At 65.6% G+C, this 26,755-nt stretch carries 21 protein-coding genes and 1 pseudogene; 15 read left to right on the top strand and 7 right to left on the bottom strand.

Annotated elements, in window-relative coordinates:
- The first annotated feature begins 219 nt into the window (after positions 1–219).
- Positions 220–3,313, top strand: a pseudogene (locus V1280_RS04710) (Rne/Rng family ribonuclease).
- A gap of 66 nt (positions 3,314–3,379) precedes the next feature.
- Here the strand turns inward: V1280_RS04710 and V1280_RS04705 are convergent.
- On the bottom strand, positions 3,380–4,063 hold the full coding sequence (locus tag V1280_RS04705; protein ID WP_334519647.1) for a helix-turn-helix domain-containing protein: 684 nt from the start codon (positions 4,061–4,063) through the stop codon (positions 3,380–3,382).
- Between the two features lie 209 nt (positions 4,064–4,272).
- On the opposite strand from V1280_RS04705, the gene V1280_RS04700 reads away from it, so the two are divergent.
- The 3 genes from V1280_RS04700 to V1280_RS04690 are packed head-to-tail and all read left to right on the top strand — an operon-like array spanning position 4,273 to position 8,283.
- Complete coding sequence (locus tag V1280_RS04700; RefSeq protein ID WP_334519644.1) at positions 4,273–5,769, top strand: amidase; 1,497 nt, start codon at positions 4,273–4,275, stop codon at positions 5,767–5,769.
- A 50-nt stretch (positions 5,770–5,819) separates the two neighbouring features.
- The gene (locus V1280_RS04695; protein WP_334519642.1) at positions 5,820–7,034 is read left to right on the top strand and encodes an MFS transporter; all 1,215 of its coding nucleotides are present in this window, start codon (positions 5,820–5,822) and stop codon (positions 7,032–7,034) included.
- A gap of 16 nt (positions 7,035–7,050) precedes the next feature.
- A complete protein-coding gene (locus V1280_RS04690) occupies positions 7,051–8,283 on the top strand; it encodes an NAD(P)/FAD-dependent oxidoreductase (RefSeq protein ID WP_334519640.1) in 1,233 nt (410 codons plus the stop codon).
- Here V1280_RS04690 and V1280_RS04685 read toward each other — a convergent pair.
- Together V1280_RS04685 and V1280_RS04680 are read right to left on the bottom strand one after the other, a co-directional pair.
- Positions 8,280–10,364, bottom strand: coding sequence for a tetratricopeptide repeat protein (locus V1280_RS04685; RefSeq protein WP_334519637.1), 2,085 nt, complete (start codon positions 10,362–10,364; stop codon positions 8,280–8,282). The genes V1280_RS04690 and V1280_RS04685 overlap by 4 nt on opposite strands.
- A 61-nt stretch (positions 10,365–10,425) precedes the next feature.
- Positions 10,426–11,259: a helix-turn-helix transcriptional regulator gene (locus V1280_RS04680; RefSeq protein WP_334519634.1), complete on the bottom strand. Its 834-nt coding sequence runs from the start codon at positions 11,257–11,259 to the stop codon at positions 10,426–10,428.
- Positions 11,260–11,350: 91 nt separating this feature from the next.
- Between V1280_RS04680 and V1280_RS04675 the strand changes: the two genes are divergently transcribed.
- Positions 11,351–12,229 (top strand): SDR family oxidoreductase, encoded by an 879-nt coding sequence (locus V1280_RS04675; RefSeq protein ID WP_334519631.1) that lies wholly within the window; start codon positions 11,351–11,353, stop codon positions 12,227–12,229.
- Between the two features lie 33 nt (positions 12,230–12,262).
- Here the strand turns inward: V1280_RS04675 and V1280_RS04670 are convergent, their stop codons facing one another.
- The 3 genes from V1280_RS04670 to V1280_RS04660 form a co-directional block, all read right to left on the bottom strand.
- On the bottom strand, positions 12,263–13,600 hold the full coding sequence (locus tag V1280_RS04670; RefSeq protein ID WP_334519628.1) for a dicarboxylate/amino acid:cation symporter: 1,338 nt from the start codon (positions 13,598–13,600) through the stop codon (positions 12,263–12,265).
- 84 nt (positions 13,601–13,684) lie between these two features.
- On the bottom strand, positions 13,685–14,242 hold the full coding sequence (locus V1280_RS04665; RefSeq protein ID WP_334538174.1) for a biotin transporter BioY: 558 nt from the start codon (positions 14,240–14,242) through the stop codon (positions 13,685–13,687).
- 90 nt (positions 14,243–14,332) lie between these two features.
- On the bottom strand, positions 14,333–15,520 hold the full coding sequence (locus V1280_RS04660) for a pyridoxal phosphate-dependent aminotransferase (protein WP_334519625.1): 1,188 nt from the start codon (positions 15,518–15,520) through the stop codon (positions 14,333–14,335).
- Positions 15,521–15,699: 179 nt separating this feature from the next.
- On the opposite strand from V1280_RS04660, the gene V1280_RS04655 reads away from it, so the two are divergent.
- From V1280_RS04655 to aat, 10 genes are all read left to right on the top strand, one after another.
- A complete protein-coding gene (locus tag V1280_RS04655) occupies positions 15,700–17,103 on the top strand; it encodes a M48 family metalloprotease (protein ID WP_334519623.1) in 1,404 nt (467 codons plus the stop codon).
- Between the two features lie 94 nt (positions 17,104–17,197).
- Positions 17,198–17,965, top strand: a complete 768-nt coding sequence (locus V1280_RS04650; protein WP_148770425.1) for a DsbA family protein — start codon at positions 17,198–17,200, stop codon at positions 17,963–17,965.
- A gap of 213 nt (positions 17,966–18,178) precedes the next feature.
- Positions 18,179–19,003, top strand: coding sequence for a DUF1236 domain-containing protein (locus V1280_RS04645; protein WP_334519617.1), 825 nt, complete (start codon positions 18,179–18,181; stop codon positions 19,001–19,003).
- A gap of 247 nt (positions 19,004–19,250) precedes the next feature.
- A complete protein-coding gene (aroQ, locus tag V1280_RS04640; RefSeq protein WP_212427781.1) occupies positions 19,251–19,718 on the top strand; it encodes a type II 3-dehydroquinate dehydratase in 468 nt (155 codons plus the stop codon).
- Positions 19,719–19,755: 37 nt separating this feature from the next.
- Positions 19,756–20,247, top strand: a complete 492-nt coding sequence (accB, locus tag V1280_RS04635; protein WP_334519614.1) for an acetyl-CoA carboxylase biotin carboxyl carrier protein — start codon at positions 19,756–19,758, stop codon at positions 20,245–20,247.
- Between the two features lie 81 nt (positions 20,248–20,328).
- Positions 20,329–21,687 (top strand): acetyl-CoA carboxylase biotin carboxylase subunit, encoded by a 1,359-nt coding sequence (accC, locus tag V1280_RS04630; protein ID WP_334519611.1) that lies wholly within the window; start codon positions 20,329–20,331, stop codon positions 21,685–21,687.
- Between the two features lie 105 nt (positions 21,688–21,792).
- Positions 21,793–23,310, top strand: a complete 1,518-nt coding sequence (locus tag V1280_RS04625) for a sensor histidine kinase (protein WP_334519608.1) — start codon at positions 21,793–21,795, stop codon at positions 23,308–23,310.
- Positions 23,307–23,747, top strand: coding sequence for a response regulator (locus V1280_RS04620; protein WP_334519605.1), 441 nt, complete (start codon positions 23,307–23,309; stop codon positions 23,745–23,747). The genes V1280_RS04625 and V1280_RS04620 overlap by 4 nt, the downstream gene beginning before the upstream one ends.
- Positions 23,744–24,859 carry a sensor histidine kinase gene (locus V1280_RS04615; protein WP_334519602.1) on the top strand — a complete coding sequence of 372 codons (1,116 nt, stop codon included), beginning with the start codon at positions 23,744–23,746 and terminating at the stop codon, positions 24,857–24,859. Before V1280_RS04620 ends, V1280_RS04615 begins: the two co-directional genes overlap by 4 nt.
- Positions 24,860–24,919: 60 nt before the next feature.
- The gene (aat, locus tag V1280_RS04610; RefSeq protein ID WP_334519599.1) at positions 24,920–25,600 is read left to right on the top strand and encodes a leucyl/phenylalanyl-tRNA--protein transferase; all 681 of its coding nucleotides are present in this window, start codon (positions 24,920–24,922) and stop codon (positions 25,598–25,600) included.
- A 7-nt stretch (positions 25,601–25,607) separates the two neighbouring features.
- Here the strand turns inward: aat and V1280_RS04605 are convergent, their stop codons facing one another.
- Positions 25,608–26,612 carry a DUF2155 domain-containing protein gene (locus V1280_RS04605; protein ID WP_334519596.1) on the bottom strand — a complete coding sequence of 335 codons (1,005 nt, stop codon included), beginning with the start codon at positions 26,610–26,612 and terminating at the stop codon, positions 25,608–25,610.
- Positions 26,613–26,755: the final 143 nt, after the last annotated feature.

The raw sequence follows: 26,755 nt of genomic DNA, 5'->3' as shown, positions 1-26,755 counted from the left end.
TGCGCCAGACTGTGCCGACGAATTCTGAAGGACCTTTCGCGACGCTGCGGAGTGACACTCCCGCGCGCCGCTTCGGTCCTCCGGCTTCCGATTCGGCGAGGCGCGAGAGACGGCGTTTCGGCCTTCCCCTCACCCCCGAATCAGGTGGACCGTCGCGTCACCCGGCAGCGCAACTCGCGCCCACGGTCAATCGCGCCCGCCGCCGCCAAGAGTTAAGACATGCCCAACAAGATGTTGATCGATGCCACCCACCCGGAAGAGACCCGGGTCGTCGTGGTCCGCGGCAATCGCGTCGAAGAGTTTGACTTCGAGACCGCGCAACGCAAGCAACTGCGCGGGAATATCTACCTCGCCAAGGTCACAAGGGTCGAACCCTCGCTCCAGGCCGCTTTCGTTGAATATGGCGGCAACCGCCACGGCTTCCTCGCCTTCAGTGAAATCCATCCCGACTACTACCAGATCCCGGTCGCGGACCGGCAGGCACTGATCGAGGCCGAAGAACAGGCCCATCGCGAAGCCGAGGAAGAGAGCGAGAACCGCTCCCACGGCCGCCGCCGCTCGCGCCACCGCAATGCCCGCCGCCGCGGCGGTCAAGGCGAACGCGTCCGCAGCGACATCGTCGAGGGTCTCGGCGCCGATCCGGCCGGCCAGCCGGTCGAGGGCCAGGCCCTGCCGGAGCACGCCGACGGCACTGCGCATGAGGGCGAGCACCTGCACGCCGATGCCGAGCATCACGGCGAGCACGAAGCTCACGACAACGATCATCATGACCATGATCACGGGCATGACGATCATGAGCACGATGATCACCACCATGCCCATGATGATGAGCACCATCACGCTCATGATCATGACGAGCATGGCCATCACGACGAGCACGATCATCACGACCACGATCATGCCGACGAGACGCCCGCGCCTGTCGCAGCGATCGGCGCCGAGACCGTTGCCGAACCGCAGGAGGCCGTCCCCTTCGAAGCGCACGGCGAGGCTTTTGCCGAAGCAGTGACCTTCGTCACCGAGCCGGCCGATGCCGTCTACGCCGCCGGTGAGAGCACCGAAGCTCCGCATCATGACGCGGAAGCCAGGGCCGACGAAGACGACGAGGATGATGAAGACGGCGAGGAAGCCGAAGAGGAGCACGTCGAATCCGTCGGCGGTGACGACGTTCTCGAGGAAGTGCCGGAGCGCACCTTCCGCCCGCGCCGTCAGTACAAGATCCAGGAAGTCATCAAGCGCCGCCAGGTCATGCTGGTGCAGGTGGTCAAGGAAGAGCGCGGCAACAAGGGCGCGGCGCTGACGACCTACCTCTCGCTCGCCGGCCGCTATGCCGTGTTGATGCCGAACACCGCCCGTGGCGGCGGCATCAGCCGCAAGATTACCTCGGCCCAGGACCGTTCGCGCCTGAAGGAAGTGGTGCAGGATCTCGACGTGCCCGAGGGCATGGGCATCATCCTGCGCACCGCGGGTGCTGCCCGCACCAAGCCCGAGATCAAGCGCGACTTCGAGTACCTGATCCGGATGTGGGAGACGGTGCGCGATTTGACGCTGAAGTCGCAGGCGCCGACGCTGGTCTACGAGGAAGGCTCGCTGATCAAGCGCTCGCTGCGCGACCTCTACAACAAGGAGATCGACGAGATCTCGGTCGCCGGTGACTCCGGCTACCGCGAAGCGCGCGACTTCATGAAGATGCTGATGCCCGCCAATGTCAGCGCGGTGAGGCAGTATCGCGACGGCCAGCCGCTATTCTCGCGCATGGGCGTCGAGAGCCAGCTCGACGCGATGTTCTCGCCGACCGTCCAGCTGCGCTCCGGCGGTTACATCGTGATCAACCAGACCGAGGCGCTGGTCTCGATCGACGTCAACTCCGGACGATCGACGCGCGAGCACCATATCGAGGACACCGCGCTCAAGACCAATCTGGAAGCGGCCGAAGAGGTCGCCCGCCAGCTCCGCCTGCGCGACCTCGCCGGCCTGATCGTCATCGACTTCATCGACATGGACGAAAAGCGCAACAACCGTGCTGTCGAGCGCAAGCTGTCCGACTGCCTGCGGCAGGATCGCGCGCGCATCCAGGTCGGACGCATCTCGCATTTCGGGCTGCTCGAGATGTCGCGCCAGCGCATCCGCGCCAGCGTGCTGGAATCCTCGACCGATCCTTGCCCGCATTGCGGCGGCACCGGCCATGTCCGCTCGGTGTCCTCGGTGGCGCTGCAGCTGCTGCGCGGCCTCGAAGAGATCCTGATGAAGGGCGCGACCCACAACCTCGTGGTCCGCACCCGCACCGACGTCGCGCTCTATGTGCTGAACCACAAGCGCGGCCATCTGCGCGATCTCGAAAACGGCTTCAAGGTCTCGCTGTCGGTCATTGCCGACCCCAGCGTCTCAGGACCGCAGGCCTATGTCATCGACCGCGGCGAGCAGGTGCATACGCTCGAAGCCGCCAAGGCGCTGCTGGTGGCGCAGGCGGCCGCAAGCCCGCCGCCGCTGGTCGAAGAAGCCTTTGACGACGAGGAATTCGATCCGGAGCTGGAATCCGAAGTCGAGACCGAGGAGACCGAAGGTCTCACCGAGGAGCACGCCGCGGGCGAAGCTGCGCCAGATCAGGACGGCCAGCGTGGCCGCAAGCGCCGCCGCCGCCGGGCGTGGCCGCGGTGGTCCGCGCGACGGCGAGGCGCGCGAGGATGGCGCTCCCGCTTCTGCTGAAGGGGCCGTAACGGTCGCAGGCGAAGGTGAAGAGGACGCCGAGGCCGAGCAGGACGGCGAGGAAGGCGAGGAGCAGGCCGCCCGTGGCGAGCAGCAGGGCAGCGGCGACCGCCGTCGCCGGCGTGGACGCAGGGGTGGACGTCGTCGGCGCGGTAACGGCGAGGAAGGTCTCGCCGGGTCCATCGGCGACGAACTCACTGGCAATCCGCCGTCGGAAGCAACCGAAGCGGTCGCTGATTTCGATAGCTCCGGCAGCGAGACAGCGCCGTCGATTGCGCATTCGGACCACATCGCGCCGGTCGAAACGTCTCAGCCCGAGTTTCAGTTGCAGGCACCGGTCGAAACGCCGGTGCAGCCCGCGCCTGCTGCCGCTGTTGCCGAGGAAGAGCCTGCATCCGACGACAAGGCGGCGCGACGCCGCTCCACCGTCCGGGAGAAGGTGAGCTTCCTGTCAAGCAGCGCAAGCGAGCCCGCAACCCCGGTTGCGGCAGCGCCGGAACCGGTTGCTCCGCCCGCGCCTGAGCCTGCGCCGGAAGCGGCAGGCGAGACGTCGACCGCACCGCGTCGCGCCGGCTGGTGGTCGCGCCGTTTCGGTGGCGGCGAATAAAGTCCGACATCCAATGCGAAACGCCCGGCCAAGCCGGGCGTTTCCATTTCACGCCTCGCCTGAGCGTTACGGCAGCGGTTCGTCGTCGCCGAGCGGCGCCACCTCGCGCGAAGCGATCTGGCGAAGCTGGTCGTAGAGATCAGGCGCCTCCTCGCTGGTGCAGAGACAGACGCCCATGGCGGACGGTGCCTCGCCGGCGTTGAGGTAGGCGTGGCCCATGGTGCTGTCGAGATAGATGCCGTCGCCCTCGCCAAGGATCTCCGGCGCGTAGAACTCGGTGTGAACAGCGACGCGTCCGCTCGTCACCAGAAAATACTCTTCGCCGGCATGGCGCAGCAGCGGACCGAATTCGTCCAGCGAGCGCGCGCGGACCTCGGCCACGATCGGCACCATGCGTTTGCCGATCAGGTCGGTGCATTGATAGGTGTAGGTGTAGAACTTCGTATTGATCAGCTGCCCCTGCCCGGCCCGGCTGATGCTCCGCCGCGCGGTGACCGGCCGGCCCTGCACAGGCGCTGCGACCGCCGGATTGAACAGCTCCGCGATCTCCATCTTCAAGCCGGAGGTGAGCTGGAGCAGCTTGTCGTAGGTCAGCGACATCAGGCCGTTCTCGACCTTCGACAGGGTCGACAGCGCCATCCCCGTCCGCTCCGCTACCTGCTTGAGCGTCAGGCCGCGCGCCTGGCGCGCAGCCTTGAGACACTGGCCGAGCTGGGAGTTGGCACCTTCGGGCGTCGTGATCTCGCTCATGCAGCAACTCTAGCACGCCTCCGGGAAAAAATATTGACCGATCGGTCTAATCTTTTCGGCGTGATCCGCCACGAAATACCTCTCCAGGCTGCCTCCTGGGCATGAAGGCTAGGATTTGTGCATGAAATGCCCGGATTTGACGAATATTGGTGCGCCAAACGCACTTTCCGATATGCTAAATCGTTTTCATAATTTGAAAGGGCTTGGCGTTGTCTGAACTTTGCGACACGAGTGCCGTCGAGCTGCGCCGCCTGCTGGCCGCACGGGCGATCTCGCCCGTCGAGCTGCTCGACGCCTGCCTGTCCCGCATCGCCACCACCAATGCCGCCGTCAATGCGGTCGTGACGCTCGACGAGCCTGGTGCACGTGCCGCCGCGAAGAAGGCTGAGGCCGGCATCCTGCGCGGCGAGGATCACGGTACGCTGCACGGGCTTCCCGTCCTGATCAAGGATACGCAAGACACCGCCGGGATGCGCTCGACCTACGGCAGTCCCCTGTTGCGCGACAATGTCCCGGCTGCCGACCAGGGTTCGGTCGCGCGGCTGCGGGCGGCGGGCGCCATCATCTTCGGCAAGACCAACACGCCGGAATGGGCGGCGGGCGGCAACACCCGCAATCCTGTCTTCGGTGCGACCGGCAATCCCTTCGATCCCTTGCGCTCGGCGGCTGGCTCCTCCGGCGGATCGGCGGTCGCGCTCGCCTGCGGCATGGCACCGCTCGCCTCGGGCTCCGACACCGGCGGATCGCTGCGCAATCCCGCGGGCTATGCCGGCATCGTCGGCATGCGTCCCTCCTATGGCCTGGTGGCGAGCGAAAAGCGCGCCTTCGGCTGGTCCAACCTGTCGACCGACGGACCGATGGCCCGCAACGTCGCCGATACCGCGCTGATGCTGTCGGTGATGGCGAGTGACGATGCCCGCGATCCGCTCGCCTACACGCTTCCCGGCGAGCCCCTGCGCGGGCGCGCCGAGCGCTGGTCCGCGCCGCGCCCCGCAGAGCTTGGCAAACTGCGCCTCGCCTTCACCGAGGATTTCGGCTTTGCGCCGACCGAGCAGGCCATCCGCCGCGTGTTCCGCGATCGCGTGAACAGGCTTGCGCCGCTGTTCGCCGAAAGCCGCGAGGCGACGCCGGACTGCACCGGCGCAGACGATGCCTTCGCCGTGCTGCGCGCCAGCCTGTTCCTGGCGATGCACGGCAAGAATTACAAAGAGCGGCCCGAGATGCTCGGCCCCAATGTCCGCGCCAATGTCGAGGAAGGCCTGAGCTACACGCTTGGAGATCACGGGCGTGCCGCGACGACGCAGACGCGGATCTATCGCGCCTATCAAAGCTTCTTCGAAACCTGCGACGTGCTGATCAGCCCGACGATCACGCTCAGTCCGCGGCCGTGGTCGGAACTCTATCCCGCCGAGATCGACGACGCGCCGACGAAATCCTATTTCCACTGGCTCGCGCTCGCCTATGCAGTCACGCTTCCCGGCCATCCCGCGATCAGCATTCCGCTCGGCGTCGACGAAGCCGGCCTGCCCTTCGGGCTGCAGATCGTCGGCCCGCGCGGCGGCGATGCCATCGTGCTCGCAATTGCCGCAAGCCTGGAGGCTGCATTTGCGGGCGATGCCCAATTGTGCCGGCCGGTGCCTGACCTGGCGCGACTGGCGGCGGCGCCGCCCCTGTCGTCCGCGCCCGGCTTCCTCACCTGGGAATAGATCAAGCAAGCAGGCATGACCGCCGGGTCGCCGGCAAAGCGGAGATCTGCATGGCCGAATTGTCGAATCGCAAGACCGGCATCGTCGCATTCGTCCTGCTCTATGTCGCCTACTGCATCTCCTATGTCGACCGCGCGGCGATCTCGCTGGCACTGGCGCAGATCGGCAAGGACTTCAATCTCCAGGCCGCCGACCTCGGCATCGTCATCAGCGCGTTCTTCTTGGGCTACGCCGCGATGCAGGTGCCGGGCGGATGGCTCTCCGACCGCTTCGGCTCGAAATATGTGGTGATCGTCACCATCGTGATGTGGTCGATTTTCACGGCCTTCACCAGCCTGGCCTGGTCGCTGACCTCGCTGATCGCGATCCGCTTCATCTTCGGCATCGCCGAGGGCGGATTTCCGCCGGCGAGCATCCGCGCCATAGCGGAGCTGTTCAAGAAGGACAGCCGGCCAAAAATGTCGGCGCTGCTGCTGTCGTCGAACTATGCCGGCAGCATGATCGCGCCGCTGATCATGGCGCCGCTGATCCTCTGGCTGGGCTGGCGTCATGCCTTCAATACCATCGGCATCGCCGGCGTCCTCTTCGCGGTGATTTATTTCGTCTTCGTTCCGCATCTCGCTCGTATCGGAATGGGGGCCGTGACGGCGAAGCCCCGCGCGCCGATGCGCGAGCTCATGAAGAATCCGCTGCTGTGGCAGCTGATGGTCGTGTGGTTCGGCCTGAGCTGCGTCAACAAGGGCCTGGATTCCTGGATGCCGCTCTATCTGCTCCAGCAACGCGGGCTCGATCTCAAGACCGTCGGCGTGGTGGCACCGATCCCGTTCGTGATGGCGACATTCGCAACCGCAATCGGCGGCTGGGTCATGACCACGTTCTTTGCCGAGCGCGAGAAATATCTCCTGATCGGCAGCTCTGCGTTGACCGGCATCTTCCTCTACGCCATGTACAAGGCGGAGACGATCACGGTGCTGATCGTCTATCAGTCGCTGGTCTACTTCTTCAAATCCTTCGTGCTGGCCGCGGTGATTGCGCTCCCGACCAAACTCCTCCGTGACGATCAGATCGGGTCGGGTGTCGGCATGGTCAATCTCGGCGGCCAAAGCGCAGGTTTTGTCGCACCGGCGGCGATAGGCTTCATCGTGACCGGGACCGGATCGTTCGATGCCGCCTTCGGGTTCCTGGTCGCAATGACCGCGTTGTCCGTCGTCGCCGCCGCCACCATCAACACGGCGCAGCCCAGGCTTGTGCCGAAGCCGGCCTGACAGGAGAATTCTGCCGATGCAAAGCGCAATCATTCTCGGCGGCGGCATGGTGGGCGTCGGTGCCGCCTTGCATCTGAGGCAACGTGGCTGGACCGTCACGCTGGTCGACCGCAAGGAGCCCGGCCGCGAGACCAGCTACGGCAATGCCGGGATGATCCAGGCGGAGGCGGTGCGGCCCTATCCGATGCCGCGCGATCTCGCCTCGCTCGTGAAGATCGCGACCGGCCGCACCAACGACGTGCGCTACAGCTTGTCCTCGCTGCATCGCCACGTCGAGCCCCTGCTCCGCTATTGGTGGCACTCGGCGCCGAAGCGGCATCGCGAAGCGATCGCCGCCTGGGCCCAGCTGATCGCCTATGCGACGCCCGAGCACGACATCCTCATCCGTGAGGCCCATGCCGACAATCTGATCCGCCGCGCCGGCTATCGCGCGCTGTTTCGCGATGCTGCCGCGCTCGACCATTCGATCAAGGCCGCGGAGGAAGACCGCCGCGAGTTCGGCGTGAATTTTCGCGTGCTCTCGGGCAGCGAGCTGACCAAGGCCGAGCCGATCCTGCGCGACGATCTCCCCGGCGCAATCCATTGGCTCGACACCTGGACCGTGTCCGATCCCGGCGCTTTGGTCACCGCCTATGCCAACCTGTTCGAGCGTCTCGGCGGCACCATCGTGCTCGGCGATGCGCAGTCGCTGCAGCAGACCTCGACCGGATGGTCGGTCAACACCGACAATGGCCGCATCGATGCCGCCAACGCCGTCGTGACGCTGGGGCCCTGGTCGCCGGATCTCCTGCACAAGTTCGGCTACCGGATTCCGCTGGTGCGCAAGCGCGGCTACCACATGCATTACAGCGGCGGCGCCTCGCTCGATCTGCCTCTGGTCGACAAGGGCCAAGGCTATGCGATGGGCCCGATGGCCAAGGGCATCCGCATCACCACCGGCGCGGAGCTGACGGGGCCGGATGCACTGGCAACGCCGGTGCAGCTCGCCAGTGCCGAAGCTTCCGCGCGCGAGCTGATCGATCTTGGCGCGCGCGCCGAGCCGGAGCCGTGGTTCGGCACCCGTCCCTGCACACCCGACATGGTGCCCGTGCTCGGGCGCGCCCCGCGCCACCCCGGCCTCTGGATGAATTTCGGCCACGGTCACCAGGGCTTTACGCTCGGCCCCGCCACCGGACGCCTGCTCGCGGAGATGATGAACGGCGAGACGCCGTCAATCGATCCGACGCCATACCGGCCGGAGCGGTTCTAGCTCTCCGCCTTCGCGGCCAGCACTGAGAGCGCGGCCGTCAGACGCATCAGCGGGTCATCCCATTCGCGGGGGCGGCGCTGACGGAACAGCCGCATGGTCGGATACCACGGGCTGTCCTCGCGATCGCGCAGCCAGCGCCAGTCGAGCGCGTAGGGCGTGAGCATCCACACCGGACGTCCCAGCGCGCCGGCCAGATGCGCAACCGACGTGTCGACGGCGATGACGAGATCGAGCGCGGCCACGGCCGCCGCCGTGTCGGCGAAATCGCCGAGCGCAGGCGCGAGATCGATGATGTCGCCGCCGAGCGCCGCCAGCACCGCAGCGTCTTCCGCGCGCGGCTCCTTTTGCAGGCTGTAGAGCTGCACGCCCGGCATCACCAGCCGCGGCAGGACCGCCTCGGCCGACAGCGAGCGCTGCCAGTCGCCCTTGTGCTTGGGATTGCCGGCCCAGACCACGCCGACCTTCAGCCGCGTCTCGCGACCAAGCACGGCTTGCCAGCGCGACAGCTTCTCGGTGTCGGGATGCAGATACGGAACGTCCGCAGGCAGATTGTCGAGCGTCGTGCCAAATATACGTGGCAGGCTCATCAGCGGCACCTGCAGATCAAACGGCGGCAGCGCCTCGCCGCGGGGAATCACGGCGACATCGGGCAATTGCCGCAGCAGCGCGGCGAGCGCGGGCTGCACCTGAAGGAGGACCTTGCCGCCTTTCCCTGTCACCATCGGCAGATAGCGCACGAAATGCAGGGCATCGCCGAGGCCGTATTCGGCGAACACCAGCAAGGTGCGCCCCGCAAGCGGCTCGCCCTGCCATTCCGGCTCACTGAAAGTCGGATCGCCGTCCGACAGTGTCTTGCACTTGCGGCGCCACCGATAGGCTTCGAAACCCTCGGTGAAATGGCCGTTCATCAGCAGGAAATGCGCGTGGTTGTATTGCGCGAGCGGCTGCTCCGGATCAAGCGCAACCGCACGTGCCGAGACCGCGAGCGCCTCGTCGATCTCGCCGGCGTTGCGCAGCGCGACCGCGAGATTGGCGTGGCCCTTGGCATAGGACGGATCGGTCGCAACCGCGCAGCGATGCGCGGCGACCGCATCAATGACGCGCTGCTGCTTCTCGAAGATGATGCCGAGATTCGTATAGGCCGGCGCGTGATCGGACTTGAGCCGCAGCGCGTGCTCGCAGGCCGCAACGGCGTCGTCGAGTTCGCCGAGATCGGAGAGGCAGGCCCCGAGATTGGTGGCGACCATATGATCTGCGGGATCGCGCGCGAATGTTTGCCGGTAGATATCGGCGGCCTCCTGCAAATGGCGGGCTTCATGCAGGACGAGACCAAGCAGGCGCAGCGCCGCAACATTGTCGGGCGCCAGGTCGACGGCGCGACGATACTGGACGATGGCCTCTTCGAGCAATCCTTGCCGACAGAGCGCCGCGCCGAGATTGCAGATCAAGCCGACATCGTTGGGATCGAGCTGGAGCGCGCGGCGATAGGCGGCCACGGCATCGCCCAACCTGTTCTGGTCCGCAAGCACGTTGCCGAGATTGATCCAGGCGCCGCGAAAGGCGGGCTCGCGCGCGATCACGGCGCGATAGGAATCCTCCGCCTCGATCAGCCGTCCCTGCCCGGCGAGCGCGAGGGCGAGGTTGAAGCAGGCGCGCGTCAGATGCGCATCGAGCGCGATCGCACGGCGATAGGCGGTCTCGGCCTCGCCGAAGCGCGACAGCTCGCCGAGCGCCACGCCGAGCTTGTTGTGCAGGCCGGCGTCATCGGGCCGCCCGCGCAGCGCGCGCTGGAATGCGGCCACGGCGCCTGCGTGCTCGCCTTTCACCGCAAGCGCATCGCCGAGCGTGACCAGCGCCGGCGCGTGATCGGGATCGATAGTGAAGACCCGGTTGAGCAGCGCGGCGCCGTCGGCGGCACGGTCGGTGACGAAGGCCGCAACGGCGGCCAGATGCAGCGCCGGCACATGGTCCGGCTCCACATTCAAGGCTTCGGTGCAGAGCGCCTCCGCCTGATCCGGCCGACCGGCCGAAAAATGCTCCGCCGCTTCAAGCACAATCTGACCAACAGCTGCATTGTCCACGATACCGCCCGCCCCTTCGACATCAGAGATGCCGGTTAAACGCGCGGGGCCGCGAATTCCGTCAGTCGATATGCGTGACGAGAACTTTTCTGATGCGCTCGGCGTCCGCCGGCGTCGCCGGGTTGTAGACGACCATGCCGAGATCGGGCCGGCCGTCGACCGAGAAGGCCGAATATTCGAACGCGACCGGGCCGAGCACGGGATGGCGCAGATGCTTGACGCCCTCGCCATAGTTGCGGACGTCGTTGTCGGACCACAGCTTCGCGAATTCGGGACTGAGCCGGCACATCTCGTCGACGAAGTCGGCGACATGCGAGACGGCACCGGCCCGCGCGGCATCCGCCCGGAACGCCGCGACCACGAAGCGGGCCACGCTGTGCCAATCATATTGCGCGGCCCGGATGTTGGGCTCGCTGAAGATCAGCCGCAAGATGTTGCGCCGTTCGGGCGGGAGTTTTGAATAGTCGGTCAGCACGAGCGTGGCCGCGCGATTCCAGGCAACGACGTCCCAGATCGCGGTCCTGATGATGGCGGGGCTGGTCTCCAGCGCATCGAGCACGCGCTGAAGCCGCGGCGAGACGCCCTCACTCGCGTGGTAGCGGACTTCGGGCGGACGGCCGAGCCCGATCAGGAACAGATGCTCGCGCTCGACGTCGGTGAGCATCAGCGCGCCGGAAATCCGGTCGAGCACATCGGCTGACGGCGCGCCGCCGCGACCCTGCTCCAGCCAGGTGTACCAGGTCGGGCTGATATTGGCCCGTTGCGCCACCTCCTCGCGCCGCAGCCCCCGCGTGCGCCTACGGCTGCCGCCAAAGCCGAACGCGGCCGCGTCGAGCCGGGTACGGCGGTCCTTCAGATAGGTCCCGAGCAGGTTCTCGCTGGAGGTCTCGCTCATCCTGTTAGCTATTATACCCTGATAATGTCACTACTTTACCCGGATAATCCTAGCGCAGATGCTGCCCTCCACCAACCCTGGAGAACTGCTCATGCGTGTATTCGTCACAGGCGCCACCGGCTTCGTCGGCTCCGCCGTCGTTGCCGACCTGATCGCCGCCGGCCACAGCGTCACCGGCCTCGCCCGCTCCGATGCGGGTGCCGCATCGCTCGCCGCGATGGGGGCGAAGGTCCACCGCGGCTTGCTGGAGGACCACGCCTCCCTGCGCAGCGGCGCGGCCGGCTGCGACGGCGTGCTGCACCTCGGCTTCAACCACGACTTCTCGAAATTTCTCGACAATTGCGAGCTCGACCGCCGCGCCATCCTCGCGCTCGGCGAGGAGCTCAAGGGCTCCGACCGCCCGCTCATCGTCACCTCGGGCGTGGCGCTGCTGGCGCCCGGACGGCTCGCGACAGAAGATGACGAGTCGGCACACGGCTTCCCACGCGTTTCGGAATCGACCGCGCTGTCGCTGGACGGCGTCCGCGCCGCCGTGGTTCGGCTGCCACCGACGACTCATGGTGAGGGCGACCACGGCTTTGTGCCGATCCTGATCAACCTCGCGCGCGAGAAAGGCGTGGCGGCCTATATCGGCGACGGCAGCAATCGTTGGCCCGCCGGACACCGCTTCGATGCGGCGCGCGTGTACAGGCTCGCGCTCGAGCAAGGCGCAACCGCCCCGCGCTATCATGCGATCGCCGAGGAAGGCATCCCGTTCAAGGTGATTGCCGAGGTGATCGGCAAAAGGCTTGGCGTGCCCGTGGTCTCGAAATCGCAGGACGAAGCGGCCGACCATTTCGGCTGGTTCGCGCGATTTGCAGCCGTCGACGTCCCATCATCGAGCGCGAAGACGCGCGCCTTGCTCGGCTGGGCGCCAAAAGAAAAAGGGCTGATCGAGGATCTCGACCAGCCCTACTATTTCAAGGCCTGACGGCGCATTACGCCGCCAGATGCAGCTTGCAGATCAGTCCGTCGTCACCGCGGTCTCGAGGTCGGTCGGATCGATCTGCCGGCTCAGCCGTGCATTGAGCTTGTCGCGGTCGAGCTCGCCCTCCCACCAGGCGACGATCACGCAGGCGACGCCGTTGCCGCAGAGGTTGGTCAGCGCGCGGCACTCGCTCATGAACTTGTCGATGCCGAGCACGATCGCCATGCCCGGCACGAGCCGCGGATCGACCACGGCGAGCGTCGCGGCCAGCGTGATGAAGCCTGCACCGGTGATGCCGGAGGCGCCCTTCGAGGTCAGCATCGCCACCACCAGGATGGTGAGCTGCTGGCCGAAGGTGAGATCGAAGCCGAGCGCCTGCGCGATGAACAGGGTCGCCAGCGTCATGTAGATGTTGGTGGTGCCGTCGAGGTTGAACGAATATCCCGTGGGCACCACGAGGCCGACCACCGATTTCGAGCAGCCGAGCCGTTCCAGCTTCTCCATCAGGGACGGCAGCGCGCTTTCCGACGACGAGGTGCCGAGCACGATCAGCAGCTCGTCCTTGATGTAGGCCAGGAACTTGAAGATCGAGAAACCGGCAAGGCGCGCGATGGTGCCGAGCACGACGAAGACGAACAGCGCGGCGGTCAGGTAGAACGTCGCGATCAGGCCCATCAGATTGAGGATCGCGCCGGTGCCGAACTTGCCGATGGTGTAGGCCATCGCGCCGAACGCGCCGAGCGGTGCGGCGCGCATCACGATCGAGATGACGCCGAACACCGCATGCGCGGCATCGTCGATGAAGCTGCGGATCACGTGGCCGCGCTCGCCGAGGCCCATGATGGCGAAGCCGAACAGCACCGAGAACAGCAGCACCTGCAGGATCTCGCCTTGCGCGAAGGCGCCGACCACGGTGTCGGGAATGATGTGCAGGATGAAGTCGACCGACTTCTGCGCTTCCGCCTGCTTGGCAAAGTTGGCAACGGCATTCGCATTGGCCGCTGCACTGCCGAAGCCCGCGCCCGGCTTGACGACGTTGCCGATGACGAGGCCGATGACCAGCGCGAAGGTGGAGACGATCTCGAAATAGACCAGCGCCTTGACGCCGATGCGTCCGACCTTCTTGGCATCCTGGATGTGGGCGATGCCGGAGACCACGGTGCAGAAGATGATCGGCGCGATCACCATCTTGATCAGCTTGATGAAGCCGTCGCCGAGCGCCTTGATCCAGTCGTTGGTGGCAACCGTCGGCCACAGCCAGCCGACGATGGCGCCGAGGACAATGGCGATCAGCACCTGGACGTAGAGAATTTTATACCACGGCTTGGCCGCGCTCGGTGCGGCCGGCGCGCCGGTCATTGTTGTCGTTGTCATTGTTTCCTCCCCCCTTAAAATTTAGAGCCAGCCAAGATCAACTTGGCCGGCTCTGTCAATTGGAACCATTGCGTATGGTGAGTTCTAGACGCGGCGGTCGACGATCCGGCGCACCGCCGGCATCAGCGCAGCACCCAACGCGTTCTTGACCACCGAGGCCGCAATGAACGGCGCGACGCCGACCAGCCAGGCCTTATCCGCGCCAAGGCCGATGCCGTAGGCCAGCCAGCCGAAACCGGCGATGAAAATGACGACGTGGCCGATCGCCATTGCCGCAAACAGCGCCACGACGTTGCGATCCCAGCCGCGTTCGGCGAACCAGCCGATGACGAAGGCGGCCAGCACGAAGCCGTAGAGATAACCGGCGGTCGGGCCGACCAGCGGTGCAATTCCACCGACCGGACCGGCGAACACCGGCAGCCCCATCGCACCCTCGGCGAGGTAGGCGACCATGGTTGCGCTACCAAGGCGCCAGCCATAGGCCGCACCGATCATCAGCACCACCAGGGTCTGCAACGTCATGGGCACGTAAGGCAGCGGCAGGTTCACCTTGGCCGACAGCGCCATCAGCGCGGAGCCGAGCGCCACAAGGACTGCGGCGCGCAAGGCGCCGACGGTCTCACCCGGTCGGGTCGGCCACATCACTGCGGCAAGAGGAGAATGCGATGTGGCGGCGGACTGGACGGTTCGGTCAGACAAGATGCACTCCGGAAGGCTGTTCGAAACTGGCGGCTATTTAAGCCAGTGAGCGATCCGGTCAACTGCCTCGCGCATCTCCGCTGCCGATCGGGCATAGGAGAAACGGATGAACGAGCGGCCGTGGATCGGATCGAAATCGACGCCCGGCGTTGCGGCAACGTGGGCCTTCTCCAGCATCTGCTTGGCGAAGTCGAAACTGTCGGAGGTGAAGTCCGAGACGTCGGCATAGAGATAGAACGCGCCGTCCGCCGGCAGGAACTTGCTGAGGCCCGCCTTGGGCAATCCCTCGATCAGGATGCGCCGGTTTTCCTGATAGCCGTGCTTGATCTCCTCCATCTCGGCCGCGCCGTCGAAGGCGGCTTCGGCCGCGATTTGTGACAACGACGGCACCGAGATCGAGAGGTTCTGCTGCAGCCGTTCGATCGGCCGCACCAGGATCTCGGGCACGACCATCCAGCCGACCCGCCAGCCCGTCATGCAAAAATACTTCGAGAACGAGTTGATCACGAGTGCGTGCGGCGACAGCTCTGCCGCCGTCACCGCCGGAAACGCATAGTCGAGCCCGTGATAGATCTCGTCGGAGATGAAGCGGATGCCCGCATCTTCCGACGCCGCGATCAGCCCGGTGAGCGCCTCCCGGGACATCATCGTTCCCGTCGGATTGGCGGGGCTGCCCACCAGCACGCCCTTCAGCGGCGCCTTGCGATGAGCAGCGAGCAGCGCCTCGCCGGTCAGCGCATGACGCGTGTCGTTGGTGGTCTCGATCAGCACCGGCTCACAACCGAGCGCAGTGAGGATGTGACGGTACGGCGGATAGCCCGGCACTGTCACCGCGACGCGATCGCCAGGCTCGAACATCGACAGGAAGGCCAGAATGAACCCGCCGGAGGAGCCCGTGGTCACCACGATTCGCTCCGGGCTGACGGTGCAGCCATAGGCATCGCGATAGTGCCGCGCGATGCGCTCGCGCAAGGACGGGATACCGAGCGCCGAGGTGTAGTCGATCCGCCCCGCTTCGAGCGCGGCCTGCGCCGCCGCGATCGCGGTCTTCGGCGCGCCGGCCGCGGGCTGGCCGACCTCCATGTGAATGACATGGCCGCCGGCCGCCTCGATCCGGGCTGCCGCGGCCATCACGTCCATCACCATGAACGGGGGAACATCACTGCGGCGGGAGGGCTCGAGCCACTGCCCCACCCGGTTCCTCAATGTCGCATCGTGCATCGATTTCTGCTATTTCGCTGGCGGACCGGTCCGTTCGGTCCGGAAAAACAGGGCACTTGCGCCCCAGACTAGCCGCATTATACGGCTCATAAGGGCATATCGCGTATCCGGTCCGCCGCCAATCGCCAAAACCAATCACAAAAACTGCATTACCAAGCCCGTTTGACCCAGACCGTTTGATGTTGCTCCAGATCGCATTGCGCAAGAAGGCTTCCGCCCTCACCGCCCTCGTCACGGCGGCTGCGATCGCGCTGCTGCCGGTCCCGGCGACGCAGGCGCAGGAAGTCCGAGGGCCGCCGGTCCTGCGCGACACCGAAACCGAGCAGCTGTTGCGCGAATATACGCGCCCGATCCTGCGCACCGCCGGTCTGGAGAAGCAGAACATCCAGATGGTGATCATCAACGACAACTCGTTCAACGCGTTCGTCGCCGATGGCCGCCGCATCTTCGTCAATTACGGCGCGATCCTGCAGTCGGAGACGCCGAACCAGCTGATCGGCGTGCTCGCACACGAGACCGGGCATCTGGCCGGCGGCCATCTGTCCAAGATGCGCGAGCAGCTCGCCAATGCCCAGACCCAGATGATCATCGCCATGCTGCTCGGCGCCGGCGCGCTTGTCGCGGGTGCGAGCCGTGGCTCCAGCAGTGGCAATAACGGGCTCGCCAATGCCGGCGCGGCTGCGATCGCCGGACCGCAGGAGATGATCCGCCGCTCGCTGTTGTCCTACCAGCGCCAGCAGGAAGAGAACGCCGACCGCGCCGGTGTGAAATTCCTGACCGCGACCCAGCAATCGCCGAAGGGCATGTACGAGACCTTCAAGCGCTTCACCAGCGAGAGCCTGTTCGCGGCGCGCGGCGCCGATCCCTATCTGCAGTCGCACCCGATGCCCGCCGAGCGCGTCGCGGCGCTCCAGGAATTCGCCAGCACCAGCCCTTATTGGGACAAGAAGGACGATCCCGCGCTCCAGCTCCGCCACGACATGGTGCGCGCCAAAATCTCCGCCTTCATGGAGCGGCCCGAAACGGTGTACCGCCGCTATCCCCTGACCAATGACAGCATGCCGGCGCGCTATGCCCGCGCCATCAGCACCTATCTGCACGGCGATTTGCGCAGCGCGCTGACCCAGATCGACGCGTTGATCGCGGTGCAGCCGAACAACCCGTACTTCTACGAGGTCCGCGGCCAGGCCCTGCTGGAGAGCGGCAAGCCGGCCGACGCGATCGCCCCCCTGCGCAAGGCCGTCGCACTGTCGAACAATGCGCCCCTCATCGAGATGTTACTTGGGCAGGCTCTGGTTGGAACCGATAATAAGGCCTACACGGACGACGCCGTTCGGATTCTCCGTGCCGCAGTGGCACGGGAGCCCGAAGCCCCCCTCGGCTACATGCAGCTCGCGATGGCCTATGGCCGAAAGGGAGACTATGCCGAGGCGGATCTCGCCTCCGCCCAGGCCGCCTACCTGCGCGGCGACAACAAGACCGCTCGCGAGCTCGCCACGCGCGCGAAAACCCGTTTCGCCGTCGGCACGCCCGGATGGGTCAAGGCCGACGACATCGTGGCGTCGAAACCGCCACGCAACTAGCCCGATCACGACATCCGCCACTTTGACGTCACGACACTCCGATTAAGTCCGCCGGGACGTTTTTTCGAAACCTGCTCTGGATAAGGATTTGCCAATGCCTTCGCTGCGCCTGCTTGCTCCCGCGCTGTTTGCGCTCGCCATCTTCGGCGCAACGGGACCGGCTTCGGCCGACAGCTTCTCGGATGCCCAGCGCACCGACATCGAGGCGATCATCAAGAACTACCTCGTCAGCCATCCCGAGGTGCTCGAGGAAGCCATGACCGAGCTCAGCAAGCGCCAGGCTGATGCCGAAACCAAGAAGCACGAGGCCAGCATCTCGCAGAACTCGGATGCGATCTTCAACTCGCCGCGCCAGGTCGTGCTCGGCAACAAGGACGGCGACGTCACCTTCGTGGAGTTCTTCGATTACAATTGCGGCTACTGCAAGCGCGCGATGAGCGACATGCTCGACCTGATGAAGGCCGATCCCAAGCTGAAGGTCGTGCTCAAGGAGTTTCCGGTGCTGAGCCAGGGCTCGGTCGAGGCCGCGCAGGTCGCGGTCGCCGTGCGCATGCAGGATCCCTCCGGCAAGAAATATCTCGACTTCCACCAGAAGCTGCTCGGCGGTCGCGGTGCGGCCGACAAGGCCCGCGCGCTGCAGGCGGCCAAGGAAGCCGGCCTAGACACCGCGAAGATCGAGAAGGACATCGCGAGCCCCGAGGTGCGCGCCACCATCGAGGAGAACTTCAAGCTCGCCGAAGCGATGGGCATGAACGGCACGCCGAGCTACGTGATCGGCAAGCAGATCGTGGTCGGCGCCGTCGGCCTCGACGGTCTCAAGGAAAAGATCGGCGTTGCCCGCTGCGGCAAAGCGACCTGCTGAACGGCACTCCACACCGCTGCTACACATGCGACGAGGCCGGCTGAAAAGCCGGCCTTTTGCTTTTGCGCCCAACCTTGGCGCAATCCTGCAAACTCATTCATCTGGCGTTCAACAAACAAATCCCGCGGAACAGCAGATGTTCCGGAACAAGTGACACCTCCTCCCGTTGTCGGCGCGGGCAATGACGCAAAAGAAACACGTGAGGAGAATTCAATGTCGAACCGCTTTATGATCTCGGTGGCCGCAATCGCACTGATCGCCGGCACCGGTCTGGCGAACGCACAAGGCACGATGAAGAACGACAACAGCGGCGCCGGCGCGCAGCCGACGCAGCAGCAGCCGACGCAGCATGCGCAGCCTTCGGGCGCTGCGGCTGAGCATGGCGGCGCCATGACCAAGGAGAAGGGCACAGTCGGCCAGGCCGGCGGCGCCATGAAGCCGGGCGAAGAGAAGTCGCCCAGCGCGATGGAGAAATCCGGCGCGGCGGAGAAGTCCGGCGGCATGGAAAAGTCTGGCGCGATGAACAAGAACGCGGCTGACGAGAAGGCCGGCGCGGCCAAGGGAGAGGCCAAGGGTGAGCGCGCCCAGAGTGCGCAGGACAAGGGCGCCCAGGACAAGTCGAAGAGCATGAGCTCTGACTCGACCACGAAGTCCGACAGCAAGGACATGAAGGCCGAGGACAACAAGGCCGGCGCCGCCAAGAGCAACAATGCCGAGAACCGTCCGGGTGCGACCGACAGCAAGTCGCAGACCACGACCGGCAACGCCGCGACCTCGGCAACCGCCGCTCCGCCGCCGGAGAAGCGGACCCAGATCTCAACGGCGATCAAGTCCGAGAAGATCGAGGAGACGACCAACGTCAACTTCAACATTTCGGTCGGCACGGCCGTCCCGGCGAACGTCCGTTTCCACCCGCTCCCGGCCCGGATCGTCGAAATCTACCCGGAATGGCGCGGTTATGACGTGATCTTCGTGCACGGCCAGTACATCATCGTCCGTCCGCAGACGCGCGAGATCGTCTACATCATCGAAGGCTAAGCCCATTCGCTGATACCCAAATGAGCCCTTGCCGAGCGATCGGCAGGGGCTTTTGGCCGATTGGACGGCCTCCCCCGCGGGTCCTGCCCGCTTTGGACTGGTTAACAAGCAATTTCCGTAGTTTCCGCACAGGTTTTTGCGAACTGGATGAGGCGCCTGAAGCGGTCCCGGAGGCCCTTCAAGGCTTCCCCTAGGTCACTTTGTTACCTATAACCCCCGCCACGCCGAAACACGCGCCGGGACACGAATGGCCGAACCAGCAACCGACACGATCCTCGTTCTCAACGGGCCGAACCTCAACATGTTGGGGACGCGCGAGCCCGAGAAGTATGGCCACGCGACGCTGGCCGACGTCGAGGCGCTGTGCCGGGAGACGGCCGCGACCTTCGGCCTCAAGGCTGACTGCCGGCAGTCCAACCGCGAAGGCGAGCTGATCGACTTCATCCACGAGGCGCACGCTCGCAAGATGAAGGGCATCATCATCAATGCCGGCGGTTATTCCCACACCTCGATCGCGCTGCACGACGCGCTGCTCGCGGTGCAGATCCCGACGGTCGAAGTGCACGTGACCAACATCCACGCCCGCGAGAGTTTCCGCCACCATTCCTATACCGCGCGTGCGGCCTTCGCCTCGCTCTGCGGCTTCGGCATCGAGGGCTACCGCCTCGCCATCCAGGGCCTTGCCGCCAAGGTCGGCATCAAGCCCAAAGCCTGACGCTCCCTCCTCACACAGAACATTCGGATCAAAGAACATGGCGCGCCAGCCAGACGACAAAGCAGCCGCAAAATTTTCCAGCGAGGATTCCGCACTCGTCCGCGAGCTCGCTCTGCTGCTCGATGAGACCAGCCTCACCGAGATCGAGATCGAGCGCGCCGGCCTGCGGCTGCGCGTCGCCCGCAACATCAGCGTCGCCGCGACCATGCCCGTTCCGGTCGCGCATGCAGCGCCCGCGCTTGTCGCTGCGCCTGCCGCCGCACCCGCTGCTGCCGCGGCCGACATGTCGAAGCATCCGGGCGCCGTGACCTCGCCGATGGTCGGCACCGCCTATTGGGCGCCGGAGCCCGGCGCCAAGCCGTTCGTCGAAGTCGGCTCGAAAGTCTCGGTCGGCCAGACGCTCTTGATCATCGAAGCGATGAAAACCATGAACCAGATCCCCTCGACGCGCGCCGGTACGGTGACCCAGATCCTCGTCGAGGACGGCCAGCCGGTCGAGTTCGGCGAACCGCTGGTTATTATTGAGTGAGGGAGTGGCGAATAGCGAGTAGCGAATAGTTACTCTTCCCTATTCGCCATTCGCTATTCCCCATTCGCCCCCTGAGGCACAATGTTCGACAAGATCCTTATAGCCAATCGCGGCGAGATCGCCCTTCGCATCCTGCGGGCCTGCAAGGAGCTCGGGATCGCGACCGTCGCCGTGCACTCAACCGCCGACGCCGACGCCATGCATGTGCGCCTGTCGGACGAGAGCGTCTGCATCGGACCGCCGCCGTCCAAGGACAGCTATCTCAACGTGCCCGCGCTGCTCGCGGCCTGCGAGATCACCGGCGCCGACGCCGTGCATCCCGGCTACGGCTTCCTGTCGGAGAACGCGCGCTTCGCCGAGATCCTCGGCGAGCACAATCTGCAATTCATCGGCCCCAAGGCCGAGCACATCCGCCTGATGGGCGACAAGATCGAGGCCAAAAAGACCGCCAAGAAGCTCGGCATCCCCGTGGTGCCCGGCTCGGACGGTGCGGTCGGTCCCAGCGACGATGCGATGGCGATCGCCAGGAAGATCGGCTTTCCCGTGCTGGTGAAGGCGGCTGCCGGCGGCGGTGGCCGCGGCATGAAGGTCGCGCAGACCGAGGCGGATCTCCAGGTGGCGCTGTCGACGGCGGCGAACGAGGCGAAGTCCGCCTTCGGCGACGCCTCCGTCTATCTGGAAAAATACCTCCAGAAGCCGCGCCACATCGAGATCCAGATTCTCGGCGACGGCCGCGGTGGCGCGATCCATCTCGGCGAACGCGACTGCTCGCTGCAGCGCCGCCACCAGAAGGTCTGGGAGGAAGGTCCCTCGCCCGTGCTGGCCGCGGCTGCGCGCGCCAAGATCGGCGAGACCTGCGCGAAGGCAATGCGCGAGATGAAATATCTCGGCGTCGGCACCATCGAATTCCTGTTCGAGGACGGCGAGTTCTACTTCATCGAGATGAACACGCGCATCCAGGTCGAGCATCCCGTCACCGAAAGCATCACCGACATCGATCTCGTGCTCGAGCAGATCCGCATCGCCGCAGGCGGCGAGCTGCCGGCCAAGCAGAGCGAGATCCAGATCATCGGCCATGCGATCGAGTGCCGCATCAACGCCGAGAACCCGCAGACCTTCCGCCCCTCGCCGGGCCGCATCACCCAATATCACCCGCCGGGCGGGCTCGGCGTCCGCATCGATTCCGCGGTCTATCAGGGCTACACCATCCCGCCCTATTACGATTCCCTCGTCGGCAAGCTGATCGTCCACGGCAAGACCCGCGCCGAATGCCTGATGCGCTTGCGCCGGGCGCTGGACGAGATGGTGGTGGAAGGCATCGAAACCACGCTGCCGCTGTTCCGCGACCTGGTGCGCCAACCCGCCATCATCGACGGCGACTACCACATCCACTGGCTGGAGCAGTACCTCGCGGGCAAGACGGAACCGGCCGGGAAATAAAGCTCCGCCTGTGGAACCCTTTGGCCCCAATCGCATTATGGACGGTTGGGGACAGTTCCAAGGGGGCATTTTGAACTCCGCTACACGTAACGAGGCGAGACCGTCGTGACGGCTGGGGAACAGCGGCGGCGCGCATTTTGGCAGATCCTGCTGTTCGCGGCAGGACTCCTGGTGCTGACTGTGATCAGCGCCGGCTCCGTCTATCTCGTCAACGCGGCTAGAGACGACAGCAAATGGGTGCTTCACACCATCGAGGTGGAGAACCAGATCAATGCTCTGCTGCTCGAAGTCCGGCGCGCCGAGAGCGCCCTGCGCGGCTATCTCCTGACGCTGGGACCGGAATTCCAGGGGGATCACGAGAAAGCCGTTGCCGCCATCATTCCTGCGCTTGACCGGGTCACGCGTCTCATTGGCGACAATCCCGCGCAGCGCGACAGCATCGAGAAGCTCAGCGCGGCGATCGAGACCCGCCTCGGTCAATTCGCGCGCGAGCTCGACCTCATCAGGCAGGGCCAGCCAGCCCAAGCCACTGCGCTCGCTCGCGAGGCGGCTGACGGCGACACTACCGCCACGATCGGCAGCGTCGCAGCCGCAATGATCGCCGAGGAAGAGCGACTGTTCCGCCTCCGTTCGGCGAATGCCGACCGCAGCCAGACGCTCGCTGCGTCGATGACCGGCATCGGCTCGGGTCTCGTCGTGCTGCTGGCCCTGATCTCGGTCTGGCTGGTGCGGCGCTCTGCCCGCGCCCGTGACGACGCCGAGACACGCCTGCGCGACTCCAATCTCAACCTGGAGGCCACCGTCGACGACCGCACGGCAGACCTGCGCGAAGCCAACGACGAGATCCAGCGCTTTGCCTATATCGTCAGCCATGACCTGCGCTCGCCGCTGGTCAACATCATGGGCTTTACCAGCGAGCTCGAGGAATTGGGCAAGGACATCTTTCGGCGGATCGGAGGGCTCACGGGTGTGCCGGCAGGCGGCCCGCCCGTCGATATCGCCGACATTCCGCTCGACGGCCCCGACAAGCAGATGTCGGCGGATTTTTCCGAAGCGCTCGGCTTCATCAAATCCTCGATCGCCCGGATGGATCGGCTGATCTCGGCGATCCTCAACCTTACCCGCGAGGGCCGGCGCGAGTTCCAGCCGGAAAGGATCGATACGCGCGACTTTATCGAGGCCATCGTCTCGTCGTCGGCGCACCAGGCGGCCGAGGCCCAGGCCGAGATCCACATCGAACCGCTGCCGAATATCGTCAGCGACCGCCTTGCGCTGGAGCAGATCTTCTCCAATTTGATCGATAACGCGATCAAGTATCTGAAGAACGGGGTCCCCGGCGAGATCAGAATTCGCGGGCGCACCAAGCTCGGCTACGCTATCTTCGAAATCAGCGACAATGGCCGCGGTATCGACGCTAGGGATCATCAGCGGATTTTCGACCTGTTCCGCCGGGCGGGAACCCAGGACAAGCCCGGTCAGGGCATCGGTCTTGCCCATGTACGTGCACTTGTGCGCCGCCTCGGCGGCACGATGTCGGTATCGTCGGAACTGAACGCGGGCAGCACGTTCACGATCACGCTGCCCATCACCTGGAATAAGAGCAACCGGAACGCCGACAAATGACATTGCCCGTCACCATCATCATGATCGAAGACGACGAGGGCCACGCCCGGCTGATCGAGCGCAATATCCGTCGCTCCGGGGTCAACAACGAGATCGTGTCGTTCGCCAACGGCACCGAGGCGATGAAGCATCTGTTCGGCGCCGACGGCACCGGGCTGAACCAGAAGGGCAACGCGCTCCTGATCCTGCTCGACCTCAACCTGCCCGACATGAGCGGGATCGATATCCTGAGGCAGATCAAGGAAAACAAGTATCTCAAGGCTTCGCCCGTGGTGGTGCTGACCACGACCGACGACAGCCAGGAGATCAAGCGCTGCTACGAGCTCGGCTGCAACGTCTACATCACCAAACCCGTCAACTACGAGAATTTCGCCAATGCCATCCGGCAGCTCGGCCTGTTCTTCTCGGTCATCCAGGTCCCGCCCGCCGCCTCATGACCCAGCACACGCCAACACTGCTTTACATCGATGACGACGGCGCGCTGGCGCGCCTGGTCGATCGCGGCCTGACGCGCCGCGGCTACAAGGTCATTCATGCCGCGAGCGGCGAGGAAGGCCTCGAGCGCATCCGCAATGCGAGTAGCCAAGACAGTACCGATGGCGGTATCGACGTCGTGGCGCTCGATCAGTACATGCCGGGTCTCGATGGACTCGAGACACTCGAGCGGATCATGGCGATCCCGGACGCCCCGCCGGTGGTGTTCGTCACGGCTTCGCAGGATTCCAGCATCGCCGTCACCGCGCTGAAGGCAGGTGCGGCCGATTATCTGGTCAAGGACGTCAAGGGCGACTTCATTCCGCTCCTGCACGTCGCGGCCGAAGGCGCGCTGCGCCAGGCCGAGCTGCAACGCGCGCGCGAGGAAGCCGAGGCCGAGATCCATGCCTCGCGCGACCGCTACGCAGCACTTGCCGCCGAGCGCGAGCTGTTGCTGCGCGAGGTCAATCACCGCGTCGGCAATTCACTCCAGATCATCGCCTCGCTGTTGCATCTGCAGGCGAGCTCCGCCGCGCAGGACGAGGTCAAGGCCGCGCTGACCAACGCGATGGGCCGCGTCGCCGCGGTCGCCCAGGTGCACCGCCGTCTCTACACCTCGCAGGACCTGAAGAGCGTCGTGCTCAACCAGTATCTGGACTCCCTGCTCGAGGATCTCCGCCGCTCCGCCGAAGGCAACCGGATGTCGCGCCTGACGGTGAAGGCCGAGGCGATCGAGATCGACCCGGACCGCGCGGTCGCCGTCGGCATCATCGTCAACGAGCTGGTGATGAACGCGGTGAAATACGCCTATCCGGATGGTGCCGGGCCCATCCATGTCGAGCTCACTTCGCGGGGCGACGATCTCCTGCTGTCGATCACCGACGACGGTGTCGGCGACGCCGTGAAGGCCGATCCGCGCTCCACCGGCATGGGCCAGCGCATCGTCGCGGCGATGGCTACCAAGCTCGATGCCACCGTCGAGCGCGATCCCGAGCATTCCGGAACGCGCATCATCCTGCGGTTCCAGCGCACGCCGGCGGCCACCGGCAAGGCGAACACCGCCGCGGCGGGCTGATCCGCATCCGGAATTACCCCCCATCGCACGCCCAGCGCGATCCTGCTATGATCGGGTGCTATGACTTCGCGCGACTCCGCCTCGTCTGAAATCACGCCGGCCGTGCTGCTGCGCGCCTATGCCTGCGGCATCTTTCCGATGGCCGAGAGCGCCGACGACCCGACCCTGTTCTGGGTCGAGCCGGAAATGCGCGGTGTGATCCCGCTCGAGGGTTTTCGCGTCTCTTCGCGGCTCGCACGCACCGTGCGCTCGGATGCGTTTCGCGTCACCGTCAACACCGCGTTCAAGGCGACCATTGCCGGCTGCGCCGCGCCGCAGCTAGGGCGCGAGGACACCTGGATCAACAAGCGCATCCGCGACCTCTATGGCGGACTGTACGAGCTCGGCCATTGCCACAGCGTCGAGGCCTGGCAGGGCGACGACCTCGTCGGCGGTCTCTACGGCGTGAGCCTGGGGCGCGCCTTCTTCGGCGAGAGCATGTTTCACACCGCGCGCGACGCCTCGAAGGTCGCGCTGGTGCATCTGGTGGCGCGGCTGATTCATGGCGGCTTCGAGCTGCTCGACACGCAATATGTCACCGAACATCTCAAGAGCTTTGGCGCGGCCGAGATCTCGCGGCGGCGCTACACGGGCTTGCTCGACAAGGCGCTCGCCGGTGAGCCCGGCGATTTCCTGCGACTGTCTGCGGGTGACGCGATCCCGGGCACACGCGCGCTCGAGATCATCGCCTCGCGGCAATAAATCAGGTTTACCGGCTACCGAACCCGGGGATACCGAACAGACCCGGCCGCTGCTCCGGCGGAGGCGGCGCCGGCTGCTGCTGGATCGGCGGCAGAGGCTGCGGCGGACGCTGCTGCACGGCCTGCTTGGGCGCGGCCTTCTTCTGCGCCGGAGGCGGCGGTGGTGGCGCAGCCGGCTTGGTATCGGGTGCTGCGGTCGCAATCGTCTGCTGCGGCTCTTTGCAGTCGGTGAGCCAGATGTCGTAGATCGGGTGCTCGACGCCGTGCAGGCCGGGGCTCGCGGCATACATCCAGCCGGAGAAGATCCGCTTCACCTCGCCCTGCAAGGTGATCTCGTCGACCTCGACGAAGGCGTCAGTGTTGGTGGCTTCCGTTGCGGGCCGCGTATAGCAGGCGTCGGTCTTCACCCGCAGCGCGCCGAACTGCACGGTCTCGCCGATATCCTCGTCGAAATTGATGATGCGACCGGTGATCTTGTCGAGGCCGGAGAAGGTCGCCTTCTTGTTCACGATCTTCTGGGCCGGCGGCTCGGTGACGACCTCGTCGCCCGGCTGGAGGCTCGCAGGCGCCTGCGGCACGGCGCCCTGCTGGGGTCCGCCCTTCTGCGGCTGGCGCTGGCCAGGAGCTCCCGGAACAGCTGCGCCCGGCTGAGCAGGCGCGCCTGGCGGTGCGACAGCGACGGCCGGCGGCTGGTTCTGCGGCGCGATGGTGGTGCCCGGCGGCGGCGCCAACGGCTGGGTCTCGACCGGCCCGGGCATGACGTTGCCCTGGCGGCTCTGCGGCGGCATCGGGCGCGACGGCAGCACCCGACCCTGCGGCGGCAGCTCCGGCACCTCTTCGTCGTCGTCGGGGGTCGGCTGCGGCTGTCCGCCACGGGGTATGGTCCCCGGCGGCCGCAGCGGCGGCGGATCGGAGAAGATCGTGCCGATCTGCGCCTGCGCGGGCGTCGCCACCGTCAAAGCGGTAGCGGCCAAAAGAGCCGCAAGACCTGTCAGGGTAATGGTTCGAAACATAATCTCGCGAGGCTTCAACAGCGAATCGGCTTATTCGACATTCTACAGGGGATACCGCCGCTCGCAGGCCATCCGGTTAACACGGCGAATACGGCAGGGAAAGGGCGGCCGTAGCTTGGGGGCGTCACGCGACGTCACTAGCG

Source organism: Bradyrhizobium sp. AZCC 2230, assembly GCF_036924495.1.
In the GTDB taxonomy this organism is placed as follows: domain Bacteria; phylum Pseudomonadota; class Alphaproteobacteria; order Rhizobiales; family Xanthobacteraceae; genus Bradyrhizobium; species Bradyrhizobium rifense.
The sequence above is the reverse complement of the archived record's forward strand: the minus strand, read 5'-3'. Positions and strand labels throughout refer to the sequence as shown.